This is a genomic window from Agromyces sp. NPDC052230 (assembly GCF_040679595.1).
In the GTDB taxonomy this organism is placed as follows: Bacteria; Actinomycetota; Actinomycetes; order Actinomycetales; family Microbacteriaceae; genus Agromyces.
In genome coordinates this window covers 84,416-109,819 of the sequence record NZ_JBFAVC010000003.1, presented here as the reverse complement: position 1 = coordinate 109,819, position 25,404 = coordinate 84,416, and the positions used below count along the sequence as shown (strand labels likewise).

General features: G+C 71.5%; 24 protein-coding genes and 1 riboswitch. Of the genes, 17 read left to right on the top strand and 7 right to left on the bottom strand.

Annotation, left to right across the window (positions count from 1 at the left end; genetic code table 11):
• Window positions 1-36: 36 nt before the first annotated feature.
• Both AB0K73_RS08220 and AB0K73_RS08215 read left to right on the top strand, forming a co-directional pair.
• On the top strand, window positions 37-1,011 hold the full coding sequence (locus tag AB0K73_RS08220) for a sugar ABC transporter permease (RefSeq protein ID WP_360516823.1): 975 nt from the start codon (window positions 37-39) through the stop codon (window positions 1,009-1,011).
• A gap of 3 nt (window positions 1,012-1,014) precedes the next feature.
• Window positions 1,015-1,926, top strand: a complete 912-nt coding sequence (locus tag AB0K73_RS08215; RefSeq protein ID WP_360516826.1) for a carbohydrate ABC transporter permease — start codon at window positions 1,015-1,017, stop codon at window positions 1,924-1,926.
• A gap of 83 nt (window positions 1,927-2,009) precedes the next feature.
• On the opposite strand, the gene AB0K73_RS08210 is transcribed toward AB0K73_RS08215, so the two are convergent.
• Window positions 2,010-3,653: a family 20 glycosylhydrolase gene (locus AB0K73_RS08210; RefSeq protein WP_360516829.1), complete on the bottom strand. Its 1,644-nt coding sequence runs from the start codon at window positions 3,651-3,653 to the stop codon at window positions 2,010-2,012.
• 61 nt (window positions 3,654-3,714) lie between these two features.
• Between AB0K73_RS08210 and AB0K73_RS08205 the strand changes: the two genes are divergently transcribed.
• From AB0K73_RS08205 to AB0K73_RS08180, 6 genes are all read left to right on the top strand, one after another.
• Window positions 3,715-4,872 (top strand): histidine kinase, encoded by a 1,158-nt coding sequence (locus AB0K73_RS08205; RefSeq protein WP_360516832.1) that lies wholly within the window; start codon window positions 3,715-3,717, stop codon window positions 4,870-4,872.
• Window positions 4,869-5,507 (top strand): response regulator transcription factor, encoded by a 639-nt coding sequence (locus AB0K73_RS08200; protein WP_360516835.1) that lies wholly within the window; start codon window positions 4,869-4,871, stop codon window positions 5,505-5,507. Before AB0K73_RS08205 ends, AB0K73_RS08200 begins: the two co-directional genes overlap by 4 nt.
• A 115-nt stretch (window positions 5,508-5,622) precedes the next feature.
• Window positions 5,623-6,018 (top strand): hypothetical protein, encoded by a 396-nt coding sequence (locus tag AB0K73_RS08195; protein WP_360516838.1) that lies wholly within the window; start codon window positions 5,623-5,625, stop codon window positions 6,016-6,018.
• The gene (locus tag AB0K73_RS08190) at window positions 6,012-7,379 is read left to right on the top strand and encodes a DJ-1/PfpI family protein (protein ID WP_360516841.1); all 1,368 of its coding nucleotides are present in this window, start codon (window positions 6,012-6,014) and stop codon (window positions 7,377-7,379) included. Before AB0K73_RS08195 ends, AB0K73_RS08190 begins: the two co-directional genes overlap by 7 nt.
• A 41-nt stretch (window positions 7,380-7,420) precedes the next feature.
• Window positions 7,421-7,501, top strand: a riboswitch (ZMP/ZTP riboswitch).
• Window positions 7,502-7,599: 98 nt separating this feature from the next.
• The gene (gene glyA, locus AB0K73_RS08185; protein WP_360517149.1) at window positions 7,600-8,859 is read left to right on the top strand and encodes a serine hydroxymethyltransferase; all 1,260 of its coding nucleotides are present in this window, start codon (window positions 7,600-7,602) and stop codon (window positions 8,857-8,859) included.
• A gap of 146 nt (window positions 8,860-9,005) precedes the next feature.
• Window positions 9,006-9,893 (top strand): bifunctional methylenetetrahydrofolate dehydrogenase/methenyltetrahydrofolate cyclohydrolase, encoded by an 888-nt coding sequence (locus AB0K73_RS08180; protein ID WP_360516844.1) that lies wholly within the window; start codon window positions 9,006-9,008, stop codon window positions 9,891-9,893.
• Window positions 9,894-9,931: 38 nt separating this feature from the next.
• Here the strand turns inward: AB0K73_RS08180 and AB0K73_RS08175 are convergent, their stop codons facing one another.
• The gene (locus AB0K73_RS08175) at window positions 9,932-10,372 is read right to left on the bottom strand and encodes a MarR family transcriptional regulator (RefSeq protein WP_360516847.1); all 441 of its coding nucleotides are present in this window, start codon (window positions 10,370-10,372) and stop codon (window positions 9,932-9,934) included.
• A gap of 189 nt (window positions 10,373-10,561) precedes the next feature.
• On the opposite strand from AB0K73_RS08175, the gene AB0K73_RS08170 reads away from it, so the two are divergent.
• The 4 genes from AB0K73_RS08170 (at window position 10,562) to AB0K73_RS08155 (ending at window position 16,042) form a co-directional block, all read left to right on the top strand.
• Entirely contained in the window at window positions 10,562-12,304 is a 1,743-nt protein-coding gene (locus AB0K73_RS08170; RefSeq protein WP_360516850.1) for a tannase/feruloyl esterase family alpha/beta hydrolase, read from the top strand.
• Between the two features lie 155 nt (window positions 12,305-12,459).
• Entirely contained in the window at window positions 12,460-13,782 is a 1,323-nt protein-coding gene (locus AB0K73_RS08165) for an acylneuraminate cytidylyltransferase (protein ID WP_360516853.1), read from the top strand.
• Between the two features lie 11 nt (window positions 13,783-13,793).
• Window positions 13,794-14,666, top strand: a complete 873-nt coding sequence (locus tag AB0K73_RS08160; RefSeq protein WP_360516855.1) for an N-acetylneuraminate synthase family protein — start codon at window positions 13,794-13,796, stop codon at window positions 14,664-14,666.
• Window positions 14,663-16,042: a DUF6716 putative glycosyltransferase gene (locus AB0K73_RS08155; protein ID WP_360516858.1), complete on the top strand. Its 1,380-nt coding sequence runs from the start codon at window positions 14,663-14,665 to the stop codon at window positions 16,040-16,042. Before AB0K73_RS08160 ends, AB0K73_RS08155 begins: the two co-directional genes overlap by 4 nt.
• Before the next feature lie 12 nt (window positions 16,043-16,054).
• Here AB0K73_RS08155 and AB0K73_RS08150 read toward each other — a convergent pair whose 3' ends face one another.
• Window positions 16,055-16,594 carry a gamma carbonic anhydrase family protein gene (locus AB0K73_RS08150; RefSeq protein ID WP_360516861.1) on the bottom strand — a complete coding sequence of 180 codons (540 nt, stop codon included), beginning with the start codon at window positions 16,592-16,594 and terminating at the stop codon, window positions 16,055-16,057.
• 9 nt (window positions 16,595-16,603) lie between these two features.
• Window positions 16,604-17,962, bottom strand: a complete 1,359-nt coding sequence (locus tag AB0K73_RS08145; RefSeq protein ID WP_360516864.1) for an APC family permease — start codon at window positions 17,960-17,962, stop codon at window positions 16,604-16,606.
• An 84-nt stretch (window positions 17,963-18,046) separates the two neighbouring features.
• On the opposite strand from AB0K73_RS08145, the gene AB0K73_RS08140 reads away from it, so the two are divergent.
• Together AB0K73_RS08140 and AB0K73_RS08135 are read left to right on the top strand one after the other, a co-directional pair.
• The gene (locus AB0K73_RS08140) at window positions 18,047-18,562 is read left to right on the top strand and encodes a YbaK/EbsC family protein (RefSeq protein WP_360516867.1); all 516 of its coding nucleotides are present in this window, start codon (window positions 18,047-18,049) and stop codon (window positions 18,560-18,562) included.
• Window positions 18,559-19,122: a GNAT family N-acetyltransferase gene (locus AB0K73_RS08135; RefSeq protein ID WP_360516870.1), complete on the top strand. Its 564-nt coding sequence runs from the start codon at window positions 18,559-18,561 to the stop codon at window positions 19,120-19,122. The genes AB0K73_RS08140 and AB0K73_RS08135 overlap by 4 nt, the downstream gene beginning before the upstream one ends.
• Before the next feature lie 6 nt (window positions 19,123-19,128).
• Here AB0K73_RS08135 and galK read toward each other — a convergent pair whose 3' ends face one another.
• Together galK and galT are read right to left on the bottom strand one after the other, a co-directional pair.
• A complete protein-coding gene (galK, locus tag AB0K73_RS08130; protein ID WP_360517152.1) occupies window positions 19,129-20,265 on the bottom strand; it encodes a galactokinase in 1,137 nt (378 codons plus the stop codon).
• Between the two features lie 17 nt (window positions 20,266-20,282).
• Window positions 20,283-21,437: a galactose-1-phosphate uridylyltransferase gene (gene galT / locus AB0K73_RS08125; protein ID WP_360516873.1), complete on the bottom strand. Its 1,155-nt coding sequence runs from the start codon at window positions 21,435-21,437 to the stop codon at window positions 20,283-20,285.
• Between the two features lie 82 nt (window positions 21,438-21,519).
• Here galT and AB0K73_RS08120 point away from each other — a divergent pair, with 82 nt between their 5' ends.
• Together AB0K73_RS08120 and AB0K73_RS08115 are read left to right on the top strand one after the other, a co-directional pair.
• On the top strand, window positions 21,520-22,347 hold the full coding sequence (locus tag AB0K73_RS08120; protein ID WP_360516876.1) for a DeoR/GlpR family DNA-binding transcription regulator: 828 nt from the start codon (window positions 21,520-21,522) through the stop codon (window positions 22,345-22,347).
• 17 nt (window positions 22,348-22,364) lie between these two features.
• On the top strand, window positions 22,365-23,297 hold the full coding sequence (locus tag AB0K73_RS08115; protein ID WP_360516879.1) for an aldose 1-epimerase family protein: 933 nt from the start codon (window positions 22,365-22,367) through the stop codon (window positions 23,295-23,297).
• Here AB0K73_RS08115 and AB0K73_RS08110 read toward each other — a convergent pair.
• A complete protein-coding gene (locus AB0K73_RS08110) occupies window positions 23,284-24,732 on the bottom strand; it encodes an FAD-dependent monooxygenase (RefSeq protein ID WP_360516882.1) in 1,449 nt (482 codons plus the stop codon). The two genes, AB0K73_RS08115 and AB0K73_RS08110, sit on opposite strands and share 14 nt — an antisense overlap.
• Window positions 24,733-24,818: 86 nt before the next feature.
• Between AB0K73_RS08110 and AB0K73_RS08105 the strand changes: the two genes are divergently transcribed.
• Window positions 24,819-25,403, top strand: coding sequence for a TetR family transcriptional regulator (locus tag AB0K73_RS08105; protein WP_360516885.1), 585 nt, complete (start codon window positions 24,819-24,821; stop codon window positions 25,401-25,403).
• The last annotated feature ends 1 nt before the right edge of the window (window position 25,404 follow it).

The following is a 25,404-nucleotide window of genomic DNA, read 5'->3' as shown; positions in this document are numbered from 1 at the left end:
GTCACGCACACCGGAGGGATCGGTGACCATCGCATCATGAGCACCACGACCGACACGTCATCGACCCGCGCGGGGGCGGCCGCCGGCCGCCCCCGCCCCTCCGACGGCGACGAGGGTGGCGGGCGACGCCCCGGCGGGCGCGCCCTCCTCGCCGCCCTGCCCTGGATCGGGCCGGCGCTCCTGCTGATCTTCGGCGTCGTGCTGTTCCCGGCCGTCGTCATGTTCTACAACTCGACCCGCGACATCACCATCTCGGGCCTCGACAACGGCTCCGTCGGGTTCGACAACTACGTCGAGGTCTTCTCGTTCGCCCACTTCTGGCCGATCTTCGTGCGCACCATCGTGTGGGTCGTCGTGGTCGTCGGGGCGACGGTGGTGATCTCTCTCGGCCTGGCCCAGATCCTCGACAAGGCCTTCCCGGGCCGTCGCATCGTGCGACTCGCGGTGATCATCCCATGGGCCGCGTCGGTCGTCATGACGACGATGGTCGTGTACTACGGACTCGAGCCCTACTTCGGCATCATCAACACGTTCCTCGTCGACGTGGGACTCATCGCGACACCCGAGGGCTACGGGTGGACCCGCAACCCCGACACGGCGTTCGCCTGGTCGATCGTCGTCGCCGTGTTCGTCTCGCTGCCGTTCACGACGTACACGATTCTCGCGGGCCTCGCCACGGTGCCGGGCGACGTGCTCGAGGCGGCGAAGATGGACGGCGCCGGCCCCGCCCGCACCTACTGGAGCGTCGTCCTCCCGCAGCTGAGGGGCGCGATCTCGGTGGCCGTGCTCATCAACATCATCAACGTCTTCAACTCGCTGCCGATCCTCAAGGTCATGACCGGCTCGATCCCCGGCTACGACGCCGACACGATCATGACGATGATCTTCAAGTACATCCAGAACCAGCACAAGGTCGATGTCGCGAGCGCCCTCTCGGTCGTCGCCTTCCTCATCGTCATCGTGATCGTCGCGGCGTACGTGCGCATCGTCAAGCCCATGCAGGAGGTCTGACCCGTGACCGTCTCCGCGCCCGTGTTCGACGCGATCGCCCGGCCCGAGGCATCCGCTCGGCGCCGCCGTCGCTACACCGAGGACCAGGTGCCCATGGGGCGCGTGCTGCTGCGCATGCTCGCGGGTCTCGTGGTGCTCGTGATCTTCATCCTCCCGTACACGATCATGTTCTTCGGCTCGGTGAAGACGAAGTCGCAGATCCGGTCGGTCGACCCGACGTACTTCCCCACCGAGTGGCACTGGGAGAACTACCTCGACATGTGGTCGACGCCCGAGACGCCGCTCGTGCAGAACCTGATCTCGACCATCGTGATCTCGGTGTTCGCGACAGTGCTGGTGCTGGCCGTCGCGATGCCCGCGGCGTACTACACGGCCAGGTTCCGGTTCCCCGGCCGCATGGTGTTCCTCTTCCTGGTGATCGTCACGCAGATGCTGCAGCCCGCCGTGCTCACGTCGGGCCTCTTCCGGCAGTTCGTCGCGCTCGGCATGATCGACACCTGGGCGGCGATGATCTTCGTCAACGCGGCGTTCAACCTGTCGTTCGCGGTGTGGATCATGCACTCGTTCTTCGCCGGCGTGCCCAAGGAGGTCGACGAGGCCGCGCAGATCGACGGCGCCGGCCGGATCACGGTGCTGTTCCGCATCATGCTGCCGCTCGTGTGGCCGGGTATCGTCACCGCCATCGTGTTCACGTTCGTCGCGTGCTGGAACGAGTTCGCCGCTTCGCTCGTGATCCTCTCCACGGCCGGCAACCAGCCGCTCTCCGTTGCCCTCACGAAGTTCGTCGGCCAGTACGAGACCTCGTGGCACTTCGTGTTCGGCGTCTCGATCGTGGCGATCCTGCCCGTGGTGGTGCTCTTCATGCTGATCGAGAAGCGCCTGGTGGGCGGCCTCACGGCCGGCAGCGTGAAGTAGGCGCTGTGCCGGGTGCGTGACGACCTCTTGGCGGGCTGAGGACTCCTGCAACGCGGCGTGTGCCGTCGAACGGTCGTGGTGTGCTACCGAGCGGATGTCGCGCGCTCCTCCCACGGCACGCCGGCCACCCGGTGGTACCGCACGCCGAGCGCGTCGAGTCGCTCGCCGAGGCCGGCGACGCGGGCGAGGAACCCGGGCACGTCGCGCGGGCCCGCGGGCGACCAGCCGATCTCGGCGATGGCCGCAGCCCTCGGGAACAGCATGAACTCGACCTCGGCCGCCGCCGTGATGAACTCGGTCCAGACCGGAGCTTCGACGCCGAGGATGTCGGCCTCGCCGACGCCGGACACGATCGCGGTCGGCTCCCACGCGTAGGACTCCTCGAGCGTGGTCGGCCCCTTCGCCCAGTCCTGCCCGAGCCGACGGCCGAGCGGCCCCTCGGGGTCGTCGGGGTACCGCATGTCGAGGTACGCGACGTCCGCGGGCGACATGATGACCTGCCCGCCCTGCTCGACGAACGAGCGGGCCAGGGCGGCCGCGCCGCCGTCGGGATCGATGAAACTCCAGTACTGGCCGACGGTGCCGGGTGGCAGCTCGCGCGAGGCGCCCATCTCGTGCCAGCCGATGATCGTCTTGCCGGTCGCGGCCCCGGCGGCGGTGATCCGGCGCACCAGGTCGCGGTAGTCGGCGACGCTCGTCGCGAGCGACTCGTCGCCGCCGAGGTGCAGCCACGGGCCCGGCGTGAGTTCGGCGACCTCGCGCGTCACGTCGGCGAGGAACCGGTCGGTCGCCTCCGCACGGGCCGGCGACGCGCACAACGACGAGAACCCGACCGACGTGCCCTCGTACGGCGCGGGCGCCACGCCGTCGCAATTGAGCTCGGGGTAGGCGCTGAGTGCCGCGTTCGTGTGCCCGGGCACATCGATCTCGGGCACCACGGTCACGAACCGCGCGGCCGCGTACTCGATGATTCGGCGGAAGTCGGCTTTCGCGTAGAAGCCGCCGCCGGCGCCGTCGACCGACGTCGACGCGCCGATCTCGGTGAGCGCGCGCCACGACTCGATCTCGAGCCGCCAGCCCTGGTCGTCGGTGAGGTGGAGGTGCAGCACGTTGAACTTCAGGAGCGCGATGCGATCGATGAGGTCGAGCACGTCCTCGACGGCGAAGACGTGCCGGGCCACGTCGAGCATGACGCCGCGGTAGGCGAACCGGGGGGCGTCGGCGACGGATGCCGCGGGCACGGTCCACCCTCCGGGTGGCGGGGTCGTGGCATCCGCTCGCTCGATCTCGGACGGGAGGAGCTGTCGCAGCGACTGGGTGCCGCGGAACAGTCCCTCGGCCGTGCCGGCGCGCAGCCGAACCCCGTCGGCTTCCGACTCGAGCGTGTAGCCCTCGGCCGCGCCGTCGGGTGCTGCTCCGGGCGATACCTCGAAGGAGAGGTCGGATGTCACGGCGTCGCCCTCGACGACGGGCAGCTCGAGCCCCGTGGCCCGTCGCACCGGCGCGGCGAACGCCTCGGCGACGGCCACCGCTCCCTCGCCGCGCACCACGATTCGCGCGTGATCCGTCAGTCGGAACGGTGCCGCGTCGTGGTGCAGCTCGAAGGAGGCGGGGGCGGGGATGATGCCGGGCACGGCGTCTCCGTTCTGGTCGGGCGACCCGCAGGAGGCCGCCGCGGTGACGACGGCCGCCGCCACGAGCAGTAGGGCAGGAATCCTGACGAACATGGCTTGGCGTCCATCCTGCCACGCGGTTGACCCGCGGCACGGCGTCCCCCACAGTGGAACCGTGCAGTGGGCACTGGCCATCCTGACCGTCATCGCGTACGTGACGCTCCCGCTCGGGTCGGCGAGCTTCGAGCAGCAGCCGCTGCCGACCCTGCTCGTCGGCCTCGTCTACGCGGTGATCGCGATCTTCGGATTCCACGTCGTGCAGCGCCGCTCGGTGTGGTGGGCCGTGGCCTTCGTCGCGGTGCAGCTGCCCCTCGGGTTCGTGATCTTCTCCCTCTCGGGCGCGGCGGTCGGCGCGGTGCTGCTCCTCGTCGTGCTCGTCTCGCAGAGCGTGATGCTCCTGCCACTCCCCGTCGCGGCGGTCGTGGCCGCCGCCATCCCGCTCATCCACCTCGGGATGCAGTGGCGGGACGGCCTGCGCGAGGGTCTCGGCACGCTCGCGGTGACCACGTTCACGCTCGTCGTGACCGAGCTGCTCGTGCGCGAGCGCCGGGCCAGGGCCGAGCTCGCCCGGGCCAACGAACGCCTGCGCGACTACGCGGCGCAGGCCGAACAGCTGGCCACCATCCAGGAGCGGAACCGGCTCGCGCGCGACATCCACGACGGCGTGGGCCATCACCTCACGGTCGTGCAGATGGTGCTCGAGGCCGCGCGAGCGGTCATCCGAACGGCCGACGCGGATCGCCTCGACGGCATGCTGGCCAAGGCGCAGGAGCAGTCGGGTCAGGCGCTCGCCGAGGTGCGCCGATCGGTGGCCGCCCTGCGCGAGCAGCGTCCCGATCTCGCCGAGGCGCTCGGCACGCTCGCGGCCGAGGCGTCGGAGGCGGGAGTGGCGACCGAGCTCGAGGTGCTCGGCCGGGCGCGACCCGTGCGGGCCGAGGTGGAGGAGTCGCTGTACCGGGCGGCGCAGGAGGGACTCACGAACGTGCGCAAGCACGCCGACGCGACGCGTACGACCGTCGTGCTCGACTACCGTGAGGCCGACCGGATCCGGTTGGAGGTTCGCGATGACGGACACGGCCTCCCCGAGCCCGCGGGTGCGGCCGACGCGCCCGAGGCCGCCGCCGCTGCCGAGACCGCCGCCGCGGGCGCCGCTCCGACCGGGGGCTTCGGGCTCACCGGACTGCGCGAGCGCATGGCCAGCCTCGGTGGCCGGATGTCCCTGGCCCCGGCGGGGGAGACCGGGCTCGCCCTCACCGTCGAGGTGCCCGGATGACCATCCGCGTGCTCATCGCCGACGACCAGGCCCTCTTCCGCGAGGCGCTCTCGACCCTGCTCGAGGTGCAGCCGGGCATCGACGTCGTGGGGGAGGCGGCCAACGGCGAGGAGGCGGTGCGTCGCGGCGCCGAGCTCCGCCCCGACGTGGTGCTCATGGACCTGCGGATGCCGGTGCTCGACGGCATCGCCGCCACGGCGCGCCTGCGGGCGGAGCAGCCCGACGTGCGGGTGCTCGCCCTCACCACGTTCGATGACGACGAGGACGTCTTCGCCGCCATCCGCGCCGGTGCCGTCGGCTACCTCCTGAAGGACGTGAGCGGCGCGCGGCTCGTCGAGGCACTCGTCGCCGTCGAGCGCGGCGAATCCGTGCTGCATCCGTCGGTCGCCGCGAAGCTCATGGCCAGGGTGGCGCGATTGCCCGAGGACGCCGCGCCGGCGGAGCATCCGCTCTCCGACCGCGAGGTCGACGTCGTGCGACTCGTCGCCGAAGGACGCAGCAACCGCGAGATCGCGGGCGCCCTCTTCCTCGCCGAGGGCACCGTGAAGAACCTGGTCACGAGCGTGCTCTCGAAGCTCGACGTGCGCGACCGCACGCAGGCCGCGCTGCGCGCCCGGGATCTCGGCATCCTCTGATCGTGCGGGTCACCCGAAGCACGTGACCTCGGCCGTGACGTTCGGCACCTGACGCGGCCGCGCTGCCGCGCCGAGGATTCTCGTGTCCCGATGCACACCGACACGAGGAGTCGAGATGAACCACGACACCACCGCCGTCCGCCGGCCCTCCGCGCTGCGATTCGCGCGCCATGCGCTCGAGATGGTGATCGCCATGCTCGCCGGCATGATCGTGCTGGGTCCCCTGTGGTCGTTCGCCTGGCCCGGATTCGACGAGAACACGACCGCCAACGCCCTGGTGATGGCCACGAACATGTCGATCGGCATGGCCGTGTGGATGCGGATCCGCGGGCACGGCGCGGCCCCGATCGCCGAGATGTGCGCGGCGATGTACCTTCCGTTCCTGGTGCTGCTGCCGTTCAACTGGGCGGGCGTGCTCTCCGACATGGCGCTGATGACCGCGGGCCACGTGCTCATGGTCCCGGCCATGCTCGCCGCGATGCTCCGTCGCCGGCAGGAGTACGGGTGGTGATCGCCGTGCGCATCCTGAAGATCCTGGCGGTCGTGCTCGCCGCCCTCGCCTTCCCGGCCGCGCTCGGTGCGCCGACCGCTGCCTCCGCGTTCGCCGCGCTCAACGCGCCCCGCACCGACGACGTCGCCGTCACGCCCACGCCGCAGCCCCATGATCCGTCCAAGCCGACGGCGGTCGTCGTGATCGGCGACCGCGGCGCGGTGGTCTCCGACGCGCTCGCGCCCTACGAGATCCTCGCCACGACGGGCGCGTTCAACGTGTACGCCGTGGCATCCGACGAGCATCCGCTCCCACTGACCGGTGGGCTCGACCTCGTGCCCGATCTCACGTTCGATGCCCTCGACGATCTCCTCGGCGGGCCCGCCGATGTCGTGGTCGTGCCCGCCATGCCCGACGTCGGCCGTCCGTCGACGAAGCCCGTCACCGACTGGCTCGCCGCGCAGGCCGACGGGGGAGCACTGCTCCTCAGCGTCTGCAACGGGGCCGCAGTGCTCGCCTCGGCAGGTCTCCTCGATGGACACGACGCGACCGCGCATTGGCTGCGTCTCGGGGAGTGGGAGAACACGTACCCGGCCGTCGACTGGGTGCGCGGCACGAGGTACGTCGACGACGGCGACGTCATCAGCACCGCCGGCGTCCTGTCGGGCATCGACGGCACCCTCCACGTGGTCGAACGACTCGTCGGAGCGGATGCCGCGGCCGACGCCGCCGAGGCGATCGGCTGGACGCACCATCACCCCGGAAGCCCGGCTCCGATGCGCGACTCCGGGCTCGAGGCATCCGACGCCGTGGTCGCCTTCAACACCGCGTTCGGCTGGGACCGGCAGCGCATCGGAGTACTTCTCGCCGACGGCGTCGGCGAGATCGAGCTCGCCTCGGTGTTCGACACGTACGGCCAGTCGCTGGCCGCGGGCACGGTGAGCCTCGGCGACGGTCCGGTGCGCAGTCGGCACGGTCTCACCTTCGTGCCGCGCGTCGACAGCGGCGCCGGCCTCGACCGCCTCATCGTGCCCGGCACGGTCGAGCACGACCGCGTCAGTGGGATGGACGCGCCGACGTACCCGCACCACGGCCCCGGCTTCCCGTACGACGGCGTGCTGCAGGACCTCGCACGGACGACGGATGTCGCGACGGCCGAGTGGACCGCGAAGGTGCTCGAGTACCCGATCGACGATCTCAGACTCTCGGGCGAGTCCTGGGCGTGGGCCGAGACGTTCCGGCCGCTCGCGCTCGCCGCGCTCGGTGCGCTGCTGGCGCTCGGTGGGATCGCGCTCGTGCAGCGCGCGCGAGGGCAGAGCCGGGTGCGCGGTCGCGATCGCGCGCGGGAGGTGACCCCGTCGCCCGCCCCGATCGTCGACTGACCCGACCCTGACAGGCGGCATCCGGCATCCGTTGCTATGCTTGCGAGCGTCGCGACTGGCGTTGAGATGGTCACCATCGGGGAGCGACTGGCACGGACCGACCGTACGCCTGGGCCGGTACGCATGTCTCTGCGCGAGTCGCAGCAGGCAGCACCCAACAGGTCCGCATGTCATGAAGGAGCCAGTCTTGGCCGAAACCGCCATTTCCCAGCAATCGGTGATGAACCAGTCGCTGTCCGAAGTCGATCCCGAGATCGCCGAGGTCCTCGAACTCGAGCTCGGACGCCAGCGCGACTACCTCGAGATGATCGCGAGCGAGAACTTCGTGCCCGTCTCGGTGCTGCAGTCGCAGGGGTCGGTGCTCACCAACAAGTACGCCGAGGGCTACCCCGGTCGGCGCTACTACGGCGGGTGCGAGTACGTCGACATCGCCGAGAACCTCGCCATCGAGCGCGCCAAGTCGCTCTTCGGCGCCGCGTACGCGAACGTGCAGCCGCATTCGGGCGCCACCGCGAATGCCGCCGTGCTCTCGACGATCGCCACTCCCGGCGACACCATCCTCGGCCTCGAGCTCGCGCATGGCGGTCACCTCACGCACGGCATGAAGCTGAACTTCTCGGGCAAGCTCTACAACGCCGTCTCCTACGGGGTCGACCCCGAGACGTTCCTCGTCGACATGGACGTCGTGCGCGACCGGGCCCGCGAGCACAAGCCGCAGGTCATCATCGCCGGCTGGTCGGCGTACCCGCGTCACCTCGACTTCGCCGCGTTCCGCGAGATCGCCGACGAGGTCGGCGCGCAGCTCTGGGTCGACATGGCGCACTTCGCGGGCCTCGTGGCCGCGGGGCTGCATCCGTCGCCCGTGCCGTACGCCGACGTGGTCTCGTCGACGGTGCACAAGACGATCGGCGGTCCGCGCTCGGGCTTCATCCTCTCGCGCGACGCCGACCTCGCGAAGAAGCTCAACTCGAACGTGTTCCCCGGCCAGCAGGGCGGCCCGCTCATGCACGTCATCGCGGCGAAGGCCACGGCGTTCAAGATCGCGGCATCCGACGACTTCAAGGACCGCCAGGAGCGCACGCTGCGAGGCGCCCGCATCCTCGCCGAGCGCCTCCACGCCGACGACTCGCGCGCCGCGGGCGTCGACGTGCTCACGGGCGGCACCGACGTGCACCTCGTGCTCGCCGACCTCCGCAACTCGAAGATCGACGGCCAGCAGGCCGAGGACCTGCTGCACGAGGCGCTCATCACGGTGAACCGCAACGCGGTGCCGTTCGACCCGCGCCCCCCGATGGTCACCTCGGGCCTGCGCATCGGCACACCGGCGCTCGCCACCCGCGGCTTCGGCGACGCCGAGTTCACCGAGGTCGCCGACATCATCGCGCTCGCGCTCAAGGGCGAAGCGGATGTCCCCGAGCTCCGCTCGCGGGTGCAGGCGCTCACGGCGGCGTTCCCGCTGTACCCGGGCCTCCAGCAGTAGTGCGGCGCGGCCCGGGGATCCTCCCCGGGTCGCTTCCGCTCCCCGGGAGTCGGGCCGCGTTGCGCCGCCGCGCGCGCTATGCAGGAACGGGTGCGACGAGCCGATCGACGGCACGAACACCAGAAACACGGACACGAGGAGAGACCATGACCGCCATCACGCTCGACGGCGTCGCGACCGCCGCCGCGGTGAAACAGGAGCTCGCTTCCCGTATCGCCGGCCTCCGCTCCCACGGCGTGGTGCCCGGACTCGGCACCCTGCTCGTGGGCGACGATCCCGGCTCCCACTCGTACGTCGCCGGCAAGCACCGTGACTGCGCGGAGGTGGGCATCGAGTCGATCCGCGTCGACCTGCCCGCCTCGGCGTCGACGGCCGACGTGCGCGCGGCGATCCGCGACCTCAACTCCGCGCGCGAGGTCACCGGCTACATCGTGCAGCTCCCGTTGCCCGCCGGCCACGACGAGAACGCGATGCTCGAGCTCATCGACCCCGACAAGGACGCCGATGGCCTGCACCCGACGAACCTCGGCCGGCTCGTGCTCGGCATCGAGGGCGAACTGCACTCGCCGCTGCCGTGTACCCCGGCCGGCATCGTGGAGATGCTGCGCCGGTACGACGTGCCCATCCGGGGGCAGCACGTCACGGTCATCGGCCGGGGCCTCACCGTTGGTCGGCCGCTCGGCCTCCTGTTCACGCGCAAGGGGCTGGATGCCACGGTGACGCTCACCCACTCGCGCACCGTCGACCTCGCCGATGAGGTGCGCCGCGCCGACATCGTCGTGGCGGCCGTGGGCGTGCCCCACCTCGTGAAGCCCGACTGGGTGAAAGGCGGCGCCGCCGTGCTCGACGTCGGCATCACGCGCGTGCAGGACGAGGAGACGGGCAAGGGCCGGCTCACCGGCGATGTCGACCCGGCCGTCGCGTCGGTGGCCGGCCACCTCTCGCCGAACCCGGGCGGCGTGGGTCCGATGACCCGCGCGATGCTGCTCGCCAACGTCGTGAAGGCGGCCGAGCTGCGCCTGCAGCGCCGCTAGTCGACCGCCGACCGGTCGGTTGGGCGGGGTCGGCTCGATCAGCGCTCGTCGGGAAAGGCGAGCAGTCGGAGCATCCGGGTCGCCTCGGCGCGAGACTCGGGGGTGGGCAGGGGGAAGGCGGCCCGCTGAGCCTCGCGCGTGGCGGCGACGGCCTTCCGGAGCAACTCACGACCCGCGGGCGTGGCGATCACGGCCTTCATCCGGCGGTCGGCACGTGTCACCGCTCGTGCGACGAAGCCTCGATCCTCCAGGTCGTCGACGATCGCGACGACGCGGCTCGGGTCGAGCCGGAGGAAGTCGGAGATCTCCCGCTGCGTCATGCCGTCGTTCTCCGCCGCCAGGCAGAGCGTCGCGAACGCCCGGACGGTCAATCCGAGCGGCCGAAGCGCATCGTTCCCCGCTGCGACGGCGACGGCACTGGCGCGGGCGAGCAGGAACCCGAGGTCGTCGAGCAGCACCCGGCCGACTTCTTCCGCCACGCTCGGATCCCTTCGGCCGTCAACGGCACCACGGTAGCAGGACCGTACGCGGCGACCGCCCCGACCGGGAGTCCACGTGACTCGATGTGAAATTCAACCATTGCAGTGTGCAATCGATCCCTCGTACGCTGTGCGCGAGGGGCGCAGCGTTGCGTTCCAGGGGAGGATCGACATGTCATCCATCAGCACGTGCAGCGCCCGACCGTCACCGTCGTCGATACCGAGGAGGCTGCGGTGATGCGCCCGATGCGCGCGGTCGCCCTCGGCGCGGCGACCGCAGCCGTGGCGCTGATGATCACCGGTGGGGCCTCAGCCGCCGCGGCCGATCCCACCTCGTCGCCCACGGCGCTCCCGCAGCTCGCGCCGGCCGAGCCGGGCACCCTCGCGGAGTGCGAATCGCTCCTCGGGTTCGCGTTCGGCAGCACCGTGATCACGAGCGCCGAACGCGTCGCGGCCGGCCCGCTGTCGGGCGTCGAGGTCGACGAGCACTGCCTCGTTCGCGGCCACATGAACGAACGCGTCAGCGACGTCGACGGTCAGACGTATCGCATCGGCTTCGAGATGCGCCTGCCGACCGACTGGAGCGGGCGTTATCTCTACCAAGGCAACGGCGGCCTTGACGGCAATGTCGCCACCGCGCTCGGACGAGCGGGGAGTGAAAGCGGCCTGCAGCTCGGCTTCGCCGTGATCAGCTCGGATGCCGGGCACCCGGGCTCGCTGGGGCCGACGTTCGGGATCGACCCGCAGGCTCGGCTGGACTACGGGTACCAGGCCGTCGGCACCCTCACGCCCATGGCCAAGGCCCTCATCGAGGCGGCCTACGGCAAGGGCCCCGACCGGTCGTACATGACCGGCGGCTCCAACGGCGGGCGTCACACGATGGTCGGCGCGGCGCGCTACGCCGACCAGTACGACGGGTTCCTCGCGGTGGCCCCGGGCTTCAACCTGCCGCAGGCTGCCGTCGCCCAGGTGTGGGGCGCACAGCAGTGGGCCACGGTGGCCACGAACGTCGCCGACCTCAACACTGCCCTCACGCCCGCCGAACGGCAGGTGATCGCGGGCGCCGTCCTCGCCCGATGCGACGGGCTCGACCGGCTCGAGGACGGACTCGTCCAGGACAGCGAGCGCTGCCAGAAGGCCTTCGAAATCGATCGCGACGTTCCGACCTGCGCGGCCGAGCGCGACGGCACCTGCCTGACCCCCGAACAGAAGGCCGTCGTCGCCGCCGTCTTCGCCGGAGCCCGCACGAGCGGCGGCGAGGAGATCTACAGCTCGTTCCCGTTCGATCCGGGCCTCGCCCAGCCGAACTGGGCGTTCTGGAAGTTCTTCGCCTCCAGGATCCTGGATCCGGGTGCCATCGGATTCATCTTCGGCACACCCCCGGATCCCAGCATCCCCGCCTCACCGCTCACGGCCGACATCGACGCGATCGCGCAGAGCATCTACGCCACGAGCGGCATCTACACCGAGAGCGGCATGGAGTTCATGACGCCGCCCGACCCCACGAGGCTCGACATGCTGCGCGATCGCGGCGGGAAGATGATCGTGGTCCACGGCGCATCCGACGGGGTCTTCTCGGTCGACGACACCGCGACCTGGTACGACGAACTCGACGCGAACTACGGGCAGAAGGCCGATGCGTTCGCGAGGTACTTCGAGGTGCCGGGCATGGGGCACGTGAGCGGCGGTCCCGCGACCGACCAGTACGCGGGGCTCACCGCCCTGGTGGACTGGGTCGAGTACGGATCCGCCCCCGACCGGATCGACGCGTGGGTCAACCCGGCCAATCCCGACGTTCCCGCCGACTGGGCCGACGACCTCAGCCGCCCGCTGTGCCCGTACCCCTCGGTGGCGCGGTATACGTCGGGTGACCCCGACAGCGCCGACAGCTTCGCCTGCAAGCACAGCGGCGGCGGCATCGGGCGCGACTGAGGGCACCGTCGTGTGATCCTCCCGGTCCTCCTCGCGGGTGAGGAGGACCGGGACGGACGCTGCCCGCGGTATCGGCACCGCTCGTCGACCTCTCGGTCGGCTGGCGTTCACCGGTCGTGCACCGGGCGGCTTCCTGGCGCGCGTAGCTTCGCGCCATGGCCCAGATCGACCTCGCCGAGGCGCCGTCCGCCGTCGCCGCCGTGCAGCACGCGGGCACGCGAGCGGGGCGAGCGGATGCCGCAGCCGGCGTCGCGACGGCGATCATCCCGGCTCGTGGCGGCTCGCAGGGGCTGCCCGGCAAGAACCTGGCCCGGGTCGGCGGGGTGCCCCTCATCACGCGTGCCGTGCGGGCGGCGTCGGCCGCGCGCCGGATCGGTCGCGTGGTCGTCACGACCGACGACGAGGAGATCGCCGAGGCCGCGCGCGCCGCCGGCGCCGACGTGGTGGAACGGCCGGCCGCGCTCGCCGGGAGTGAGGCGTCGAGCGAGTCGGCGGTGCTGCATGCCTTGGAGGTGCTGGGGGCCGAGGCGGCGGAGATGACCGTCTTCATGCAGGCGACCTCGCCCTTCATCGACCCCGCCGATCTCGACGCCGCCGTCGAGCGGGTCGCGAGCGGTGAGCGCGACGCGGTGTTCTCGGCGGCTCCCACCCACGTCTTCCTCTGGCGCGAGATCGGTTCGACCGCCGTCGGCGTGAACCACGAGATGTCCCACCGGCTGCGCCGGCAGGACCGCACGCCCGAGTATGCCGAGACCGGCGCGTTCTACGTCTTCACCGCCGACGGATTCCGAGACGCGGGTCACCGCTTCTTCGGGCGTGTCGGCGTGCAGCCGGTCCACCCCGACCACGCCATCGAGATCGACGACGCCGCCGACCTGGAGCGGGCGCGCACGCTCGCCGTGCGGGTCGACCGCGACCTCGGCCCGCAGCATCCGCTCATCGACGTCGACGCGCTCGTCACCGACTTCGACGGCGTGCACACCGACGACACCGTCATGGTCGACCAGCTGGGCCGGGAGTCGGTGCGGGTGAGTCGCAGCGACGGCCACGGGGTCGCGCGGCTGCGCGCGGCCGGGATCCCCGTGCTCATCCTCTCCGCCGAGGAGAACCCCGTGGTCGGACGCCGGGCCGAGAAGCTCGGCGTCGAGTGCGAGCAGGGCGTCGCCGCGAAGGGCGAGGTGCTCCGCGACTGGGCGGCGGCTCGCGGCATCCGACTCGACCGCATCGCGTACCTCGGCAACGACCGCGGCGACCTGGCGGCGCTCGACCTCGTCGGCTGGCCCGTCGCGGTGCCGGATGCCGCACCCGAAGCGCTCGAGGCAGCACGCCACGTGCTGCAGAGCCCCGGCGGCCACGGCGCCGTACGGGAGCTGGCCGACCTGATCCTCGCCGCCCGCGAGCACCTGCGCGAACCCGCCCGCGAGCCCGGCGCCCGCCGCGCCGCCCCCGATCCCGCGCACTCGCGCGACCCTGAGTGAGGGAGTACTGCATGTCCGTACGCATCGGCCGATCGATCATCGGCCCCGACGCGCCCGTCTACGTCATCGGCGAGATCGGCCTGAATCACAACGGCGACGTCGAGATCGCGAAGCGCCTCATCGACGTGGCAGTGGAGTCGGGTGCGCAGGCCGTGAAGTTCCAGAAGCGGACGCCCGAGATCGCGACGCCCGACCACATGCGCGACGTTCCTCGAGAGACGCCGTGGGGCACCATGACGTACCTCGACTACCGCCGCCGCGTCGAGTTCGGCGAGCGCGAGTACCTCGAGATCGCGTCATACGCGATGCGCGCCGGCATCGACTGGTTCGCCTCGCCGTGGGACGTGCCCTCGCTCGAGTTCCTCGAGCGACTCGGCGTGGTCGCACACAAGGTCGCGTCGGCGTCGCTCACCGACCTCGAACTGCTCGCCGCCCTCGCTGAGACGGGCAAGCCCGTCATCCTCTCCACCGGTATGTCGACGATCGACGAGATCGACCGCGCCGTCGAGGCCCTCGGCACCGACCGCCTCGTGCTCATGCACGCCACCTCGAGCTACCCGATGCCCGCCGAGGAGGCGAACCTCCGCATGATCGAGACGCTGCGCGGTCGCTTCTCCGGCGTCCCGGTCGGCTACTCGGGCCACGAGCACGGCCTGCAGATCTCACTCGCCGCGGTCGCGCTCGGCGCCGTCGCCGTCGAACGGCACATCACGCTCGACCGGGCCATGTGGGGCAGCGATCAGGCCGCCTCGCTCGAGCCGCAGGGCTTCGCGCACCTCGTGCGCGACATCCGGATCATCGGCGACGCGATGGGCGACGGCGTGAAGCGCGTCTTCCCCGGTGAGGAGGCGCCGCGCGCGAAGCTCCGCCGGGTCGCCGCGTGAGTCCGTCGTCGCCGTTGGTGACGGATGCCGCGAGCCGGCGCCTGCTCGTCGTCGCCGACTCCGATTCGTACGTGAAGTGGGGCGCGGCCCTCGCTTCGACGCTGCCCCCGTCGTGGACGAGCCGGCTCGTGGTGCTGCAGTCGCCCGTGATGCCGAGCGGACGCCAACTCGTCGACGCGCTCGCCGGCACCCGTTTCACGTCCGCCGATGCGGAGGTGCGCCATCTCGACCACCTCGACGTGGTGATCGACGGGTTCGACCCGCACGCCGTGCTGCTCTCGCTGCGGGGGCCGTTCGTGCGCGTCGTCGCACCGCGTCTCGCGGGTCGTGACGACCGGCCGGTGCTGGTGAGCGGGTTCCCCGGGCTCACGATCCCCGCGGTGCCGAAGGCGGTGATCTACCGAGAGCAGACCGATCTCGTCGTGTTGCACAGCCGGCGCGAGGTGCGGGAGTTCCGCGCCAACGCCGCCGAGCTCGCGATCGATCGCCGGTTCGGGCTCGCGACGCTGCCGTTCCTCGCGGGCGTCGATGCCGACGGGTCTCGAGATGGCCTGCTGCTACCCCCGGCTGCGGCATCCGATCGCACCGACCTCGTCTTCGCCGCCCAGGCCAAGGTTCCCCGCGAGCGCGACGACCGCGTGCGCGTGCTCGAGGCGCTCGCCACGCACGCTCGCCGGCACCCCGAGCGGCGGGTCGTCGTCAAGGTGCGCGCCCGGCGCGGCGAGGCGCAGACCCACCACGAGGAGTACGACTACGCCGACCTGCTGGGCGAGCTGGTCGACGGCGTCCCGCCGAACCTCGTGGTCGAAGACGGGCCGATGGCCGAGAAGCTCGCCCAGGCGACCGCGCTCGTCACCGTGAGCTCCACGGCGGCGCTCGAGGCGGTCGCGCTCGGGCTTCCGGTGCTCCTCCTCGACGACTTCGGAGTCTCACCGGCCATGATCAACACGGTGTTCGAGGGGTCGGGCCTCTTCGGGTCGACCGACGAACTCGTCGAGGGCCGCTTCCGGCACGCGGATGCCGCGTGGCTGGCCGACAACTACTTCCACGGCCGCGACGCCGACGACTGGGTCGGTCGACTGCACGCATCGGTCGCGGCCCGGGAGATCGTGCCACTGCCGAGACTCGAACGCCGCCACGACCTCGTGGGCGGTGCGCTCCGCACGGCGTACGAGCATCGTCGCATGCTCGGCCGGTACGACCGCAGCGTGCTCGGGGCGCCGTCGTGGGCGGCCGGGCTCGCGGTTCGCGTGGTCGTGCGTCGGCTGCGCCGCCTGCGTCGATGGGTCGCGGGCGAACGGGATCCGGAGCTCGCCCGGGCGATCGAGGCGATGCCCGCGGGTGCGGGTGCCGCGGCCTCGAGCCCCGTGCGCTGACGCCGGCCCGGTTCAGTCGTCGACCGGAGCCGTGTGCTCCTGCACGTGCTTGAGGTAGTGACCCGCGTTGCGCTTGATGCCCTCGCGCTCCTCCTCGGACAACTCGCGGCGCACCTTGGCCGGCACGCCCGCGACGAGCGAGCCGGGCGGCACGACGGTTCCCTCGAGCACGACGGCGCCGGCGGCGACGAGCGAGCCTGCGCCGATGACCGCGCCGTTCAGCACCGTGGCACCCATGCCGATGAGGCAGTCGTCTTCGACCGTGCACCCGTGCAGCACCGCGCCATGCCCGACCGAGACGCCGCGACCGACCGTGAGCGGAAACCCGCCGTCGACGTGGCAGACGACCGCGTCCTGCAGGTTCGAGTCCTCGCCGAGCACGATGGGCTCCGCCTCCGCGCGGAGCACGGCGTTGTACCAGACGCTCGAACCGGGGGCGAGGCGTACGTTGCCGACGATGACGGCGCCCGCGGCGACGAACGCGCGCTCGTCGCAGACGGGGGCGGGGATGCCCGCGATCGTGATGATGCGGGCCGAGGGATCTGCACTCATGGCGCCAGCCTATTGGCTCGCGGTGGGGGTGGCAGGCGGCGCTCCGCCCCGCCGGCGGCGCGCCCCCAGCACGATGAGCCGCACCACCGCGCCGACGGCGAAGACCGCGATGCCCGCCACGATCGACGGCAGCGGCAGGGTGACGACGAGCGCGACGCATCCGATCGCCCCGAGCCACGACAGCCAGCGCGGCACGAGCCGCTCGCGGGACGGCTGCGTGAGGGCCGACGCGTTCGCGACGAGGTAGTAGAGCAGCACGCCGAACGACGAGAAGCCGATGGCGCCGCGCAGGTCGGCGACGAGCACGAGCACGACGACGGCGAGGCCCACGGTGAGCTCCGCGATGTGCGGAACCCCGAATCGCGGATGCACCGTGGTGAGCGGCCGCGGCAGTTCGCCGTCGCGCGCCATCGCGAGGCCCGTGCGGCCGACGCCCGCGATGAGTGCGAGCAGCGATCCGAGTGCGGCGACGCCCGCCGCGACGCGCACGATCGGCTCGGCCCAGAGCCAGCCGGCGACGCCGACCACGTCGACGAGCGGTGCGGCGGACGACGCGAGCGCACCGGGCCCGAGCACGCCGAGCGCCGCCGTGCCGACTGCCGCGTACACGACGACCACGATGGCGAACGCCACGCCGATCGCTCGCGGGATCGTCCGCGTGGGATCGCGCACCTCCTCGCCGAGCGTCGCGATGCGGGCGTAGCCCGCGAACGCGAAGAAGATGAGGGCGGCCGACTGCAGGACACCGTAAGTGCTCGCGATGGCCGCCGCGGCGCCGTCGGGAGCGCCGACGGGCGGCACGATCGACGAGGTGTCGCCGAGGCCGCCGGTCGCCCATCCGGCGCCGGCGATCGAGGCGATCCCCGCCGCGACGACCACGACGAGCACCGCGAGCACCGCCGAGACGATCACCGACGCCACGCGCGCGGTGCGCGTGACGCCGAGCACGTTGACGCCCACGAGCACGACCACCGCGGCGACCGCGACGGGCTTCTGCCACGCGGACGGCACGAGGTACGCCGCGGCGGTGATCGCCATCGCGGCGCAGCTCGCGGTCTTGCCGATCACGAACCCCCATCCCGCGAGGAATCCGGGCCACGGGCCGAGCCGCTCGCGGCCGTATCGGTAGGCGCCGCCCGCCTCGGGATAGCGCACCGCGAGCTGCGCCGTCGACCCGGCGTTCGCGACGGCGACGACGGCGGCGATCGCGAGCCCGACGAGCAGCCACGCACCGGCGGCCTGCGCGGCAGGGGCCCAGACGGCGAACACGCCTGCGCCGATCATCGCGGCGAGCCCGATCGCGACGGCATCGCGCAGCCCGAGCCGGCGGGCCAGGCGATCGTACGCGGGAGACGCGGGAGCACTCACGATCGCACCTTACGACAGTCGGGCGAACGGGTCGTGACGATCCGGGTGCCGAGCGGATGCCGCATCCGCTCGTAGGATCGATCCATGCCCGCAGAGCAGACCTCCGCACCCTCGCACGCCGCGGTCGATCGTGTCGCCGCCGCGCTCGCCCGATACGGCCTCACCCCCGAGATCGTCTGGTTCGACGACGCCGTGACGACGGCGCAGCTCGCCGCCGATGCCCTCGGCGTCGAGGTCGGCCAGATCGCGAACTCCCTCGTCTTCACGCTCGATGACGAGCCCATCCTCGTGCTCACCTCGGGTGCGCATCGCGTCGACACCGAGTGGCTCGGCGCCGAGCTCGGCGGCGTCATCGGCCGGGCATCGAAGGACGTCGTGAAGGCGGCCACCGGGCAGGTCATCGGGGGAGTCGCGCCGGTGGGGCATCCGTCGCCCGTGCGCACGTACGTCGACACCGAGCTCGCCCGCTACGACCGGGTGTGGGCGGCCGCCGGGCACGCGAAGACGGTGTTCCCCACCAGCTTCGCCGAGCTCGTGCGGATCACGGGCGGCACACCGCGGGCCGTCGAGCCGTCGGCCGGCGATCCGGTGGGCGCATGACGTCGGCTGCAGTCGCCTGGCCGCGCACCGCCGGACCGCTCGTGCTCGAAACGCCGACGCGCGACCGTCTCGACGAGGTGCTCGCCTGGCGCAACCGACCAGAGGTCATCCGTTGGCTGCTGCGCACGACCGTCGACCCCGAGGCGTTCCGCGCCGCGTGGCTCGGCAGCGTCGAGGACCCGCTCCAGCACACGGCGGTGGCCGTGCTGGATGGCGTGGTTGTCGGCACCGGTTCGCTCGACGTGCGCGACGGCATGGGCCAGTTCGACGGCGATGCCTGGCGCGGAGCGGAGGGGCTCCTCGGCTATCTCGTCGATCCCGCCCACGCCGGCAAGGGCTTCGCGACTGAGATCGCCCGGGCCATGCTGGACCTCGCATTCACCGAGCTCGGCCTGCACCGGGTGACGGCCGGATGCTTCGCCGACAACGTGGGCTCATGGCGGGTCATGGAGAAGCTCGGCATGCGCCGCGAGCAGCACGGGGTCCGCGACTCCTGGCACGCCGAGCTCGGCTGGATCGACGGCTTCACCTACGGGATCCTCGCCGAGGAGTGGGCCTGAACCTGCTCAGGCGTCGCGCCGGGCGCCCTGGCTCGGCCGCACCGTGAAGACGGTCGGCTCCCGGTAGCCGCGTTCGGTGAACGCCGCGGTCACCTCACGCGTCACGATCGGCACGAGCGCGTCGATCACGAGCGCGATCGCGGCACCGCCGAATCCCCCGCCGGTCATGCGCGCGCCGATGGCGCCGTTCGCCTGGGCGGTCGCGACCGCGAGGTCGAGTTCGGGTACCGAGATCTCGAAGTCGTCGCGCATCGACACGTGCGACGCGTCGAGGAACGGACCGATCGCGCCGGGCCCGTGCTCGCGCAGCGCGCGCACGGTGTCGAGCACGCGCTGGTTCTCGGTCACCACATGCCGCACCCGCCGGAACGTCTCGTCGTCGAGCACGTCGGCGGCGTGGTCGAGGTCGTCGGTGCGGAGGTCGCGCAGCGAGCCGACGCCGAGGGCACGTGCGCCCGCTTCGCAGGAGGCACGTCGCGCCGCGTAGCCCCCGCTCGCGTGGGCGTGCGCGACGTGCGTGTCGATGACGAGCAGCGAGAGGCCCTCGGCCGCGAATCCGAGGGGGATGACGTCGGCGTCGAGGCTTCGGCAGTCGAGGAACACACCCGAGTCGGCCTCGCCGAGGAGGGATGCCGACTGGTCCATGATGCCCGTCGGCGCGCCGACGACGCGGTTCTCGGCGAGGCGACCGATCTTGGCGAGCGTCGGGCGGTCGAACTGCAGCCCCCAGTGCTCGTCGAGGGCCAGCGCGACGGCGCACTCGATGGCGGCCGATGACGACAGCCCCGCGCCGATCGGCACGCTGCTCGCGACGTGCAGGTCGACGCCCCGTACGTGACCGAGGTCGGCGCCGAACTCGCCGAGCGCCCACGCCACGCCGAGGGGATAGGCCGACCACCCCTCCACGGCGTCAGGTGTGAGCTCGTCGAGATGGATCTCGACCGGCTCGGACGTGAAGCTCGACGTGACCCTCACGAACCGGTCGTCACGGTCGCCGAGGGCGACCGCCGTGCGGCGGTCGATCGCGAACGGGAAGACGAAGCCGTCGTTGTAGTCGGTGTGCTCGCCGATGAGGTTCACCCGGCCCGGTGCCGACCAGACGCCGAGGGGCCGACGTCCGAACCACTCGGCGAAACCGTGCATCGCCTGATCGACCTCGTTCACGCCTCGACTCCCTCGATCTCGACTCCTTCGATCTCGACTCCGTCGATCGCCGCGCGCAGCGCCTCGGCCTGCGCCTCGGGGGTCACGTCACCGATCCAGGCTCCCATGGCCGCTTCTGAGCCCGCGAGGTACTTCAGCTTGTCGGCCGCGCGCCGCGGGCTCGTGAGCTGCAGCATGAGCCGCACGTCGTTGCGATGCTCACGCACCGGCGCCTGATGCCATGCGGCGATGTAGGGGGTCGGCGTGTCGTAGAGGCGGTCGACGCCACGGAGGAGCCGCAGGTACACCACGGCGAGCTCGTCACGTTCGGCGAGCGTCGTCTCGGCGAAGTCGGGCACGTGCCGGTGGGGGAGCAGGTGCACCTCGATGGGCCACCGCGCCGCGAACGGCACGTACGCCGTCCAGTGCAGGCCGGCGATCAGCACGCGGGGGCCGTTCCGCTCTCGCTCGAGGATGTCGGCCATGAGCGCCGGCCCGTACCCGTCGATCGAGGCCAGCAGTCGCTCGGTGCGCGGGGTCACGTAGGGGTAGGCATAGATCTGACCGTGCGGATGCGGCAGCGTCACGCCGATGTCGCGGCCGCGGTTCTCGAACGGGAACACCTCCTCGACCCCGGGCAGCGTGGAGAGCGCTGCCGTGCGCTGCGCCCACGCCTCGATGACGGTGCGGGCGCGCGAGCGGCTCTGCGTGCCGAATGAACCCTCGTGCTCGGGACTGAAGCACACCACCTCGCATCGGCCCACGGCGGGACGCGTGCGCTCGAGCCCCACCCGGCGGAGCTGCGCCAGCGCGTCGGCGCTCGGGGCATCCGTCGACGCCGTCTCGGGACCGAACGAGGGCGAGCGGTTCTCGAACACCGCGACGTCATAGGTGCTCGGGATCTCCGAGGGATTGCCCGGCCGCTGCGGCGCGAGCGGGTCGAGGTCGGCGGGCGGCAGGAAGACCCGGTTCTGTCGCGCGGCGGCGATCGAGATCCACTCGCCGGTCAGCGCGTCCTGTCGCATCTGCGCCGTCGCGGGGCGCGCGTCGAGGGCGCGCGCATCGAGCGCGCGCTCGGGTGGGAGCGTCGTGTCGGCGTCGTCGAAGTAGATGAGCTCGCGTCCGTCGGCGAGCCTCGCCGGGCGTACGGCGATGCGGGGATCCGTCTGCACGCGGCAACGATACGCGACTTTCGTTTCGCCAACAACCTGCTTTCGTATTGCAAAGCAGCTGACATCAGCGGAGAATTTGCACATGATGGATGCCGCAGCCGACGCGACACACCCCGCGCTCGACGCGCCGCGGCGACGCGAGCTCGCCCTGGCCCTCGTGGGTGAGCAGGGCTTCGTGCGCGTCGCCGAGCTGAGCGCGGCGTTCGGCGTGACGACCGTCACCGCCCGGGCCGATCTCGACGCGCTCGAGCGCCGCGGCGAGATCCGGCGCGTGCACGGTGGCGCGGTGCCCGTGTCATCGGCGCTCGCCGTCGAGCGACCAGACCGCGAACCCACGTTCGAGCAGGCGCTCGCGGCATCCGTCGAACCCAAGCGACGCATCGGCCGGCACGCGGCCTCCCTCGTACGGAGCGGCCGGAGCATCATCCTCGACGTCGGCACGACGACGCTGCAGATCGCTCGGGCCCTGAAGGCCCGCGACGACCTCGAGGACCTCACGGTCTTCACGAACGGGCTCTCCATCGCGTTCGAGCTGGAGTCGGAGATCCCGCGGTTCACGGTGGTCATCACGGGCGGCACGCTGCGGCCGAGGCAACACTCGCTCGTGCATCCGCTCGCAGGGTCGATGCTCGACGAGATCCACGTCGACCTCGCGTTCATCGGCTGCAACGGGGTCGATCCCGTGCACGGAGTGACGAACGCGAACCTCCCCGAGGCAGCGGTCAAGGCGCTGATGCTGCGGGCCGCAGCCCGGAGCATCGTGGTCGCCGATGGCTCCAAGCTCGGCGAGGTGCACCTGGGCCGGATCGCGCCGATCGACGCCTTCGACGAGCTGGTGACGGATGCCGCGGCCCCCCTCCCGTTGGTGGCCGAGCTCGAGGCCGTCGGGCTCGCGGTGCACCTCGCGTGAGACCCTAAAGTGGATCCATGACTCTTCCCACGGGCGAGCACTTCGTCCTCGAGACCTCGACCGCCAGCGGAGACCTCATGGCGACGGTCACGGCGGTGGGCGCCGGCATCCGCACGCTCACCATCAACGGGATCCAGCTCGTCCCCGAGTACCCCGAAGACCAGCCGCAGCCCATGGGTGCGGGCATCGTGCTCGTGCCGTGGCCGAACCGCATCCGCGACGGCATCTGGACCCACGACGGCGTCGAGCGGCACCTCGCCATCACCGAGCCGGCCCGCAACAACGCGATCCACGGCCTGCTGCGCTACACCGAGTACCGGCCGATCACCCGCGAACGCGACTCGGTCACGCTTCAGGCGAACGTGTACCCGCAGCTCGGCTACCCCTATCTCCTCGGCACGGCAGTGCACTACGAGCTCGTCGCCGACGGACTGAAGGTCACCCATTTCATCGAGAACCTCGGCGTCGAGGCGGCGCCGGTCGCCATCGGCACTCACCCGTACGTGAAGATCGGCGGGGTGCCGACGGCCGACCTGGTCCTCCGCCTCGACGCGGCGAGCCACATCGAGGTCGACGACCGGCTGCTGCCGACGGGCGAGGTGCCGGTCGAAGGCACCGAGTGGGACTTCCGGGAGGGCCGCCGCGTGGGCGACGTGACCCTCGACGACGCGTTCGGGGAGGTCGGGAGCCACGACGGTGCGGTCACCCACACGCTCACCGCCCCCGACGGCCGCATCGTGTCGATCTGGGCCGACGACGAGTTCGACTACGTGCAGGTGTTCACGACGCGCGACTTCCCCGGTGAGGACGGCGATGTCGCCATCGCCGTCGAACCGATGACGGCACCGGCCGAGGCATTCAACTCCGGACGGGGCCTCAGATGGCTCGACCCGGGCGAGGAGTGGCAGCTCTCGTGGGGCATCCGCTTCGAGGGGTTCAGCGCCGACTGAGCGAAACGGCGGGTCGAGGAGGGCGCATGGCATCCGTCTCGAGACCACCGGTCGCCGCCACGTACCCGTCGGGCCGAACCAGCACCGGGGTGGGCAGCGGCTCCGCCGGCACGGCCATCACGGTGCCTGCCGGCAGGACGCCGGACGCGGCGCCGAACTGAGGGTCCGACGCGCCGCGCCCCCTCAGCAGCACGTGATGGCGACCGCGGAGCGCCTCGAAGAGGCGACCGCCGTCGGCGAGGTCGACATCGGGCATGCGGGTTCCGACCTCGTTCGCCGCCCCCGCGGGGGCGGGGTAGCGCACGCCGATTCCCGACACCTCGCCGGTGATGCGTCGCGCAATCGGGTCGATCGACAACGCGGCGCGCGCGACCAGGTCGCGCACAGCCCGGCCGGGCCGGGACTTCATCATCGCCAGCCGGATGAGCCCGCCGCTGCCCCGGATCACGGCCGCCGCGACCGGGTGCCGTTCGGCGTGGTAGCTGTCGAGCAGGGTTGTGGGCACACCATCACGGATCACGGCCGCGAGCTTCCAGCCGAGGTTGGCGGCGTCCTGCAGCCCGACGTTCATGCCCTGCCCGCCCGCGGGCGAGTGCACGTGCGCGGCATCGCCGGCCAGGAAGACACGGCCGACTCGGTACTCGGGCACCTGACGCTCATCGCTGTGGAAGCGGGAGAGCCAGCGCGGGTCGTGCATGCCGAAGTCCGTGCCCATCGCGCGCCGGGTGATGTCGCGCACCTCGTCGAGCTCGAGCGGCTCGTGTTCGTCGACCTGCCGTCGACGATCCCACGCGAAGATCCGGTGGTAGTCATCGCCGAACGGGGCGATGAACGCGAACCCCTCGCGCACCCCGTTGACCGTGAGCACGTCGGCGGGGGGCTCGGCCAACCGCACGTCGGCGAGCATGATGCTCCGCAGCACCGACCGCCCCGGGAACGGCCGACCGATGGCGCGGCGCACGACGCTGCGAGAACCGTCGGCGCCGACGACGTAGCGCGCCCGCACCGACGTGCCGTCCTCGAGCGTCACGGTGACTCCCGCGTCGTCCTGTTCGACGCCGGTCACCTCGGCGCCGTGCCTGACTCGTACGCCGAGGCGATCGAGCCGCAGCTGGAGCACGCGCTCGGTCTCGTACTGCGGCGTGATGAGGATGAACGCGAATCGGCTGGGCAATCGGCCGAGGTCCACCCGCACCCGGCCGAACAGTGCCAGCTCTCGAACCTGCGCGCCGGTCGTGAGCAGGTCATCGGCGCAGCCGCGCATGTCGAGCACCTCGAGCGAACGTGCGTGCACGGCGAACGCGCGGGTGAGGTTCGATTCGTCCCTCCGCCGTTCGAGGACGGTGACCCCGACACCGGCCTCGGCGAGATCGCCCGCCAGCAGCAGTCCGGTGGGCCCGGCTCCGACGACGACGACGTCCTGTTTCTCGTCCATCGATATCTCCTTGGTCAACGCTTGTTGACTTCCACGCTAACGCTGGCGTGCCATTCAAGTCAACAGGTGTTGACTAGGATGTGGGCATGGCCGAAGTCGATCCGCAGATGCCCGACCGCGCGAGATCAGGGCCCGCAACCCGCGAGCGCATCCGTCTGGCCGCGCGGGAGCGTTTCGCGCGCGACGGCTTCGAGCGAACCACGATCCGGCAGGTGGCCGGCGATGCCGGCGTCGACCCGGCACTCGTCATGCGGTACTTCGGCAGCAAGCCCCAGCTCTTCGCCGCCGCTGCTGAGCTCGACATCCGGATGCCCCGGCTTGCAGAGGTGCCGAGGGAGCACCTCGGTGAGGTGCTCGCGCGACACTTCCTCCATCGCTGGGAGTCGGACGACACCCTGCAGGCGATCCTGCGAGCCGCCGCCACGAATTCCGAGGCGGCTGAGCGCATGCGCGACGTGTTCGCCGAGCAGCTCCTGCCCGTCGCCCGCGAGCTCGCGACCGATCACCGTGAGGCGGCGACGCGCGCCGCACTCGCGGCCTCGCAGGTACTCGGGATGGCCCTCACGCGCTATGTGCTGCGGTTCCCCGCGGTCGTCGAACTCGGCCACGACGAACTGGTGGCGTGGATCGCGCCGACGCTGCAGCGTTATCTCGCGGGCGACCGGGACTGAG

Excerpts from the sequence above, each read along its gene's own strand:
- AB0K73_RS08180 (WP_360516844.1), top strand. The coding sequence starts at position 9,006 with ATGACCGCCATCACGCTCGACGGCGTCGCGACCGCCGCCGCGGTGAAA.
- AB0K73_RS08195 (WP_360516838.1), top strand. The coding sequence starts at position 5,623 with ATGAACCACGACACCACCGCCGTCCGCCGGCCCTCCGCGCTGCGATTC.
- AB0K73_RS08105 (WP_360516885.1), top strand. The coding sequence starts at position 24,819 with ATGGCCGAAGTCGATCCGCAGATGCCCGACCGCGCGAGATCAGGGCCC.
- AB0K73_RS08115 (WP_360516879.1), top strand. The coding sequence starts at position 22,365 with ATGACTCTTCCCACGGGCGAGCACTTCGTCCTCGAGACCTCGACCGCC.
- AB0K73_RS08165 (WP_360516853.1), top strand. The coding sequence starts at position 12,460 with ATGGCCCAGATCGACCTCGCCGAGGCGCCGTCCGCCGTCGCCGCCGTG.
- AB0K73_RS08160 (WP_360516855.1), top strand. The coding sequence starts at position 13,794 with ATGTCCGTACGCATCGGCCGATCGATCATCGGCCCCGACGCGCCCGTC.
- AB0K73_RS08120 (WP_360516876.1), top strand. The coding sequence starts at position 21,520 with ATGATGGATGCCGCAGCCGACGCGACACACCCCGCGCTCGACGCGCCG.
- AB0K73_RS08200 (WP_360516835.1), top strand. The coding sequence starts at position 4,869 with ATGACCATCCGCGTGCTCATCGCCGACGACCAGGCCCTCTTCCGCGAG.
- AB0K73_RS08220 (WP_360516823.1), top strand. The coding sequence starts at position 37 with ATGAGCACCACGACCGACACGTCATCGACCCGCGCGGGGGCGGCCGCC.
- glyA (WP_360517149.1), top strand. The coding sequence starts at position 7,600 with ATGAACCAGTCGCTGTCCGAAGTCGATCCCGAGATCGCCGAGGTCCTC.
- AB0K73_RS08150 (WP_360516861.1), bottom strand. The coding sequence starts at position 16,594 with ATGAGTGCAGATCCCTCGGCCCGCATCATCACGATCGCGGGCATCCCC.
- AB0K73_RS08210 (WP_360516829.1), bottom strand. The coding sequence starts at position 3,653 with ATGTTCGTCAGGATTCCTGCCCTACTGCTCGTGGCGGCGGCCGTCGTC.
- AB0K73_RS08110 (WP_360516882.1), bottom strand. The coding sequence starts at position 24,732 with ATGGACGAGAAACAGGACGTCGTCGTCGTCGGAGCCGGGCCCACCGGA.
- AB0K73_RS08140 (WP_360516867.1), top strand. The coding sequence starts at position 18,047 with ATGCCCGCAGAGCAGACCTCCGCACCCTCGCACGCCGCGGTCGATCGT.
- galK (WP_360517152.1), bottom strand. The coding sequence starts at position 20,265 with ATGCACGGTTTCGCCGAGTGGTTCGGACGTCGGCCCCTCGGCGTCTGG.
- AB0K73_RS08135 (WP_360516870.1), top strand. The coding sequence starts at position 18,559 with ATGACGTCGGCTGCAGTCGCCTGGCCGCGCACCGCCGGACCGCTCGTG.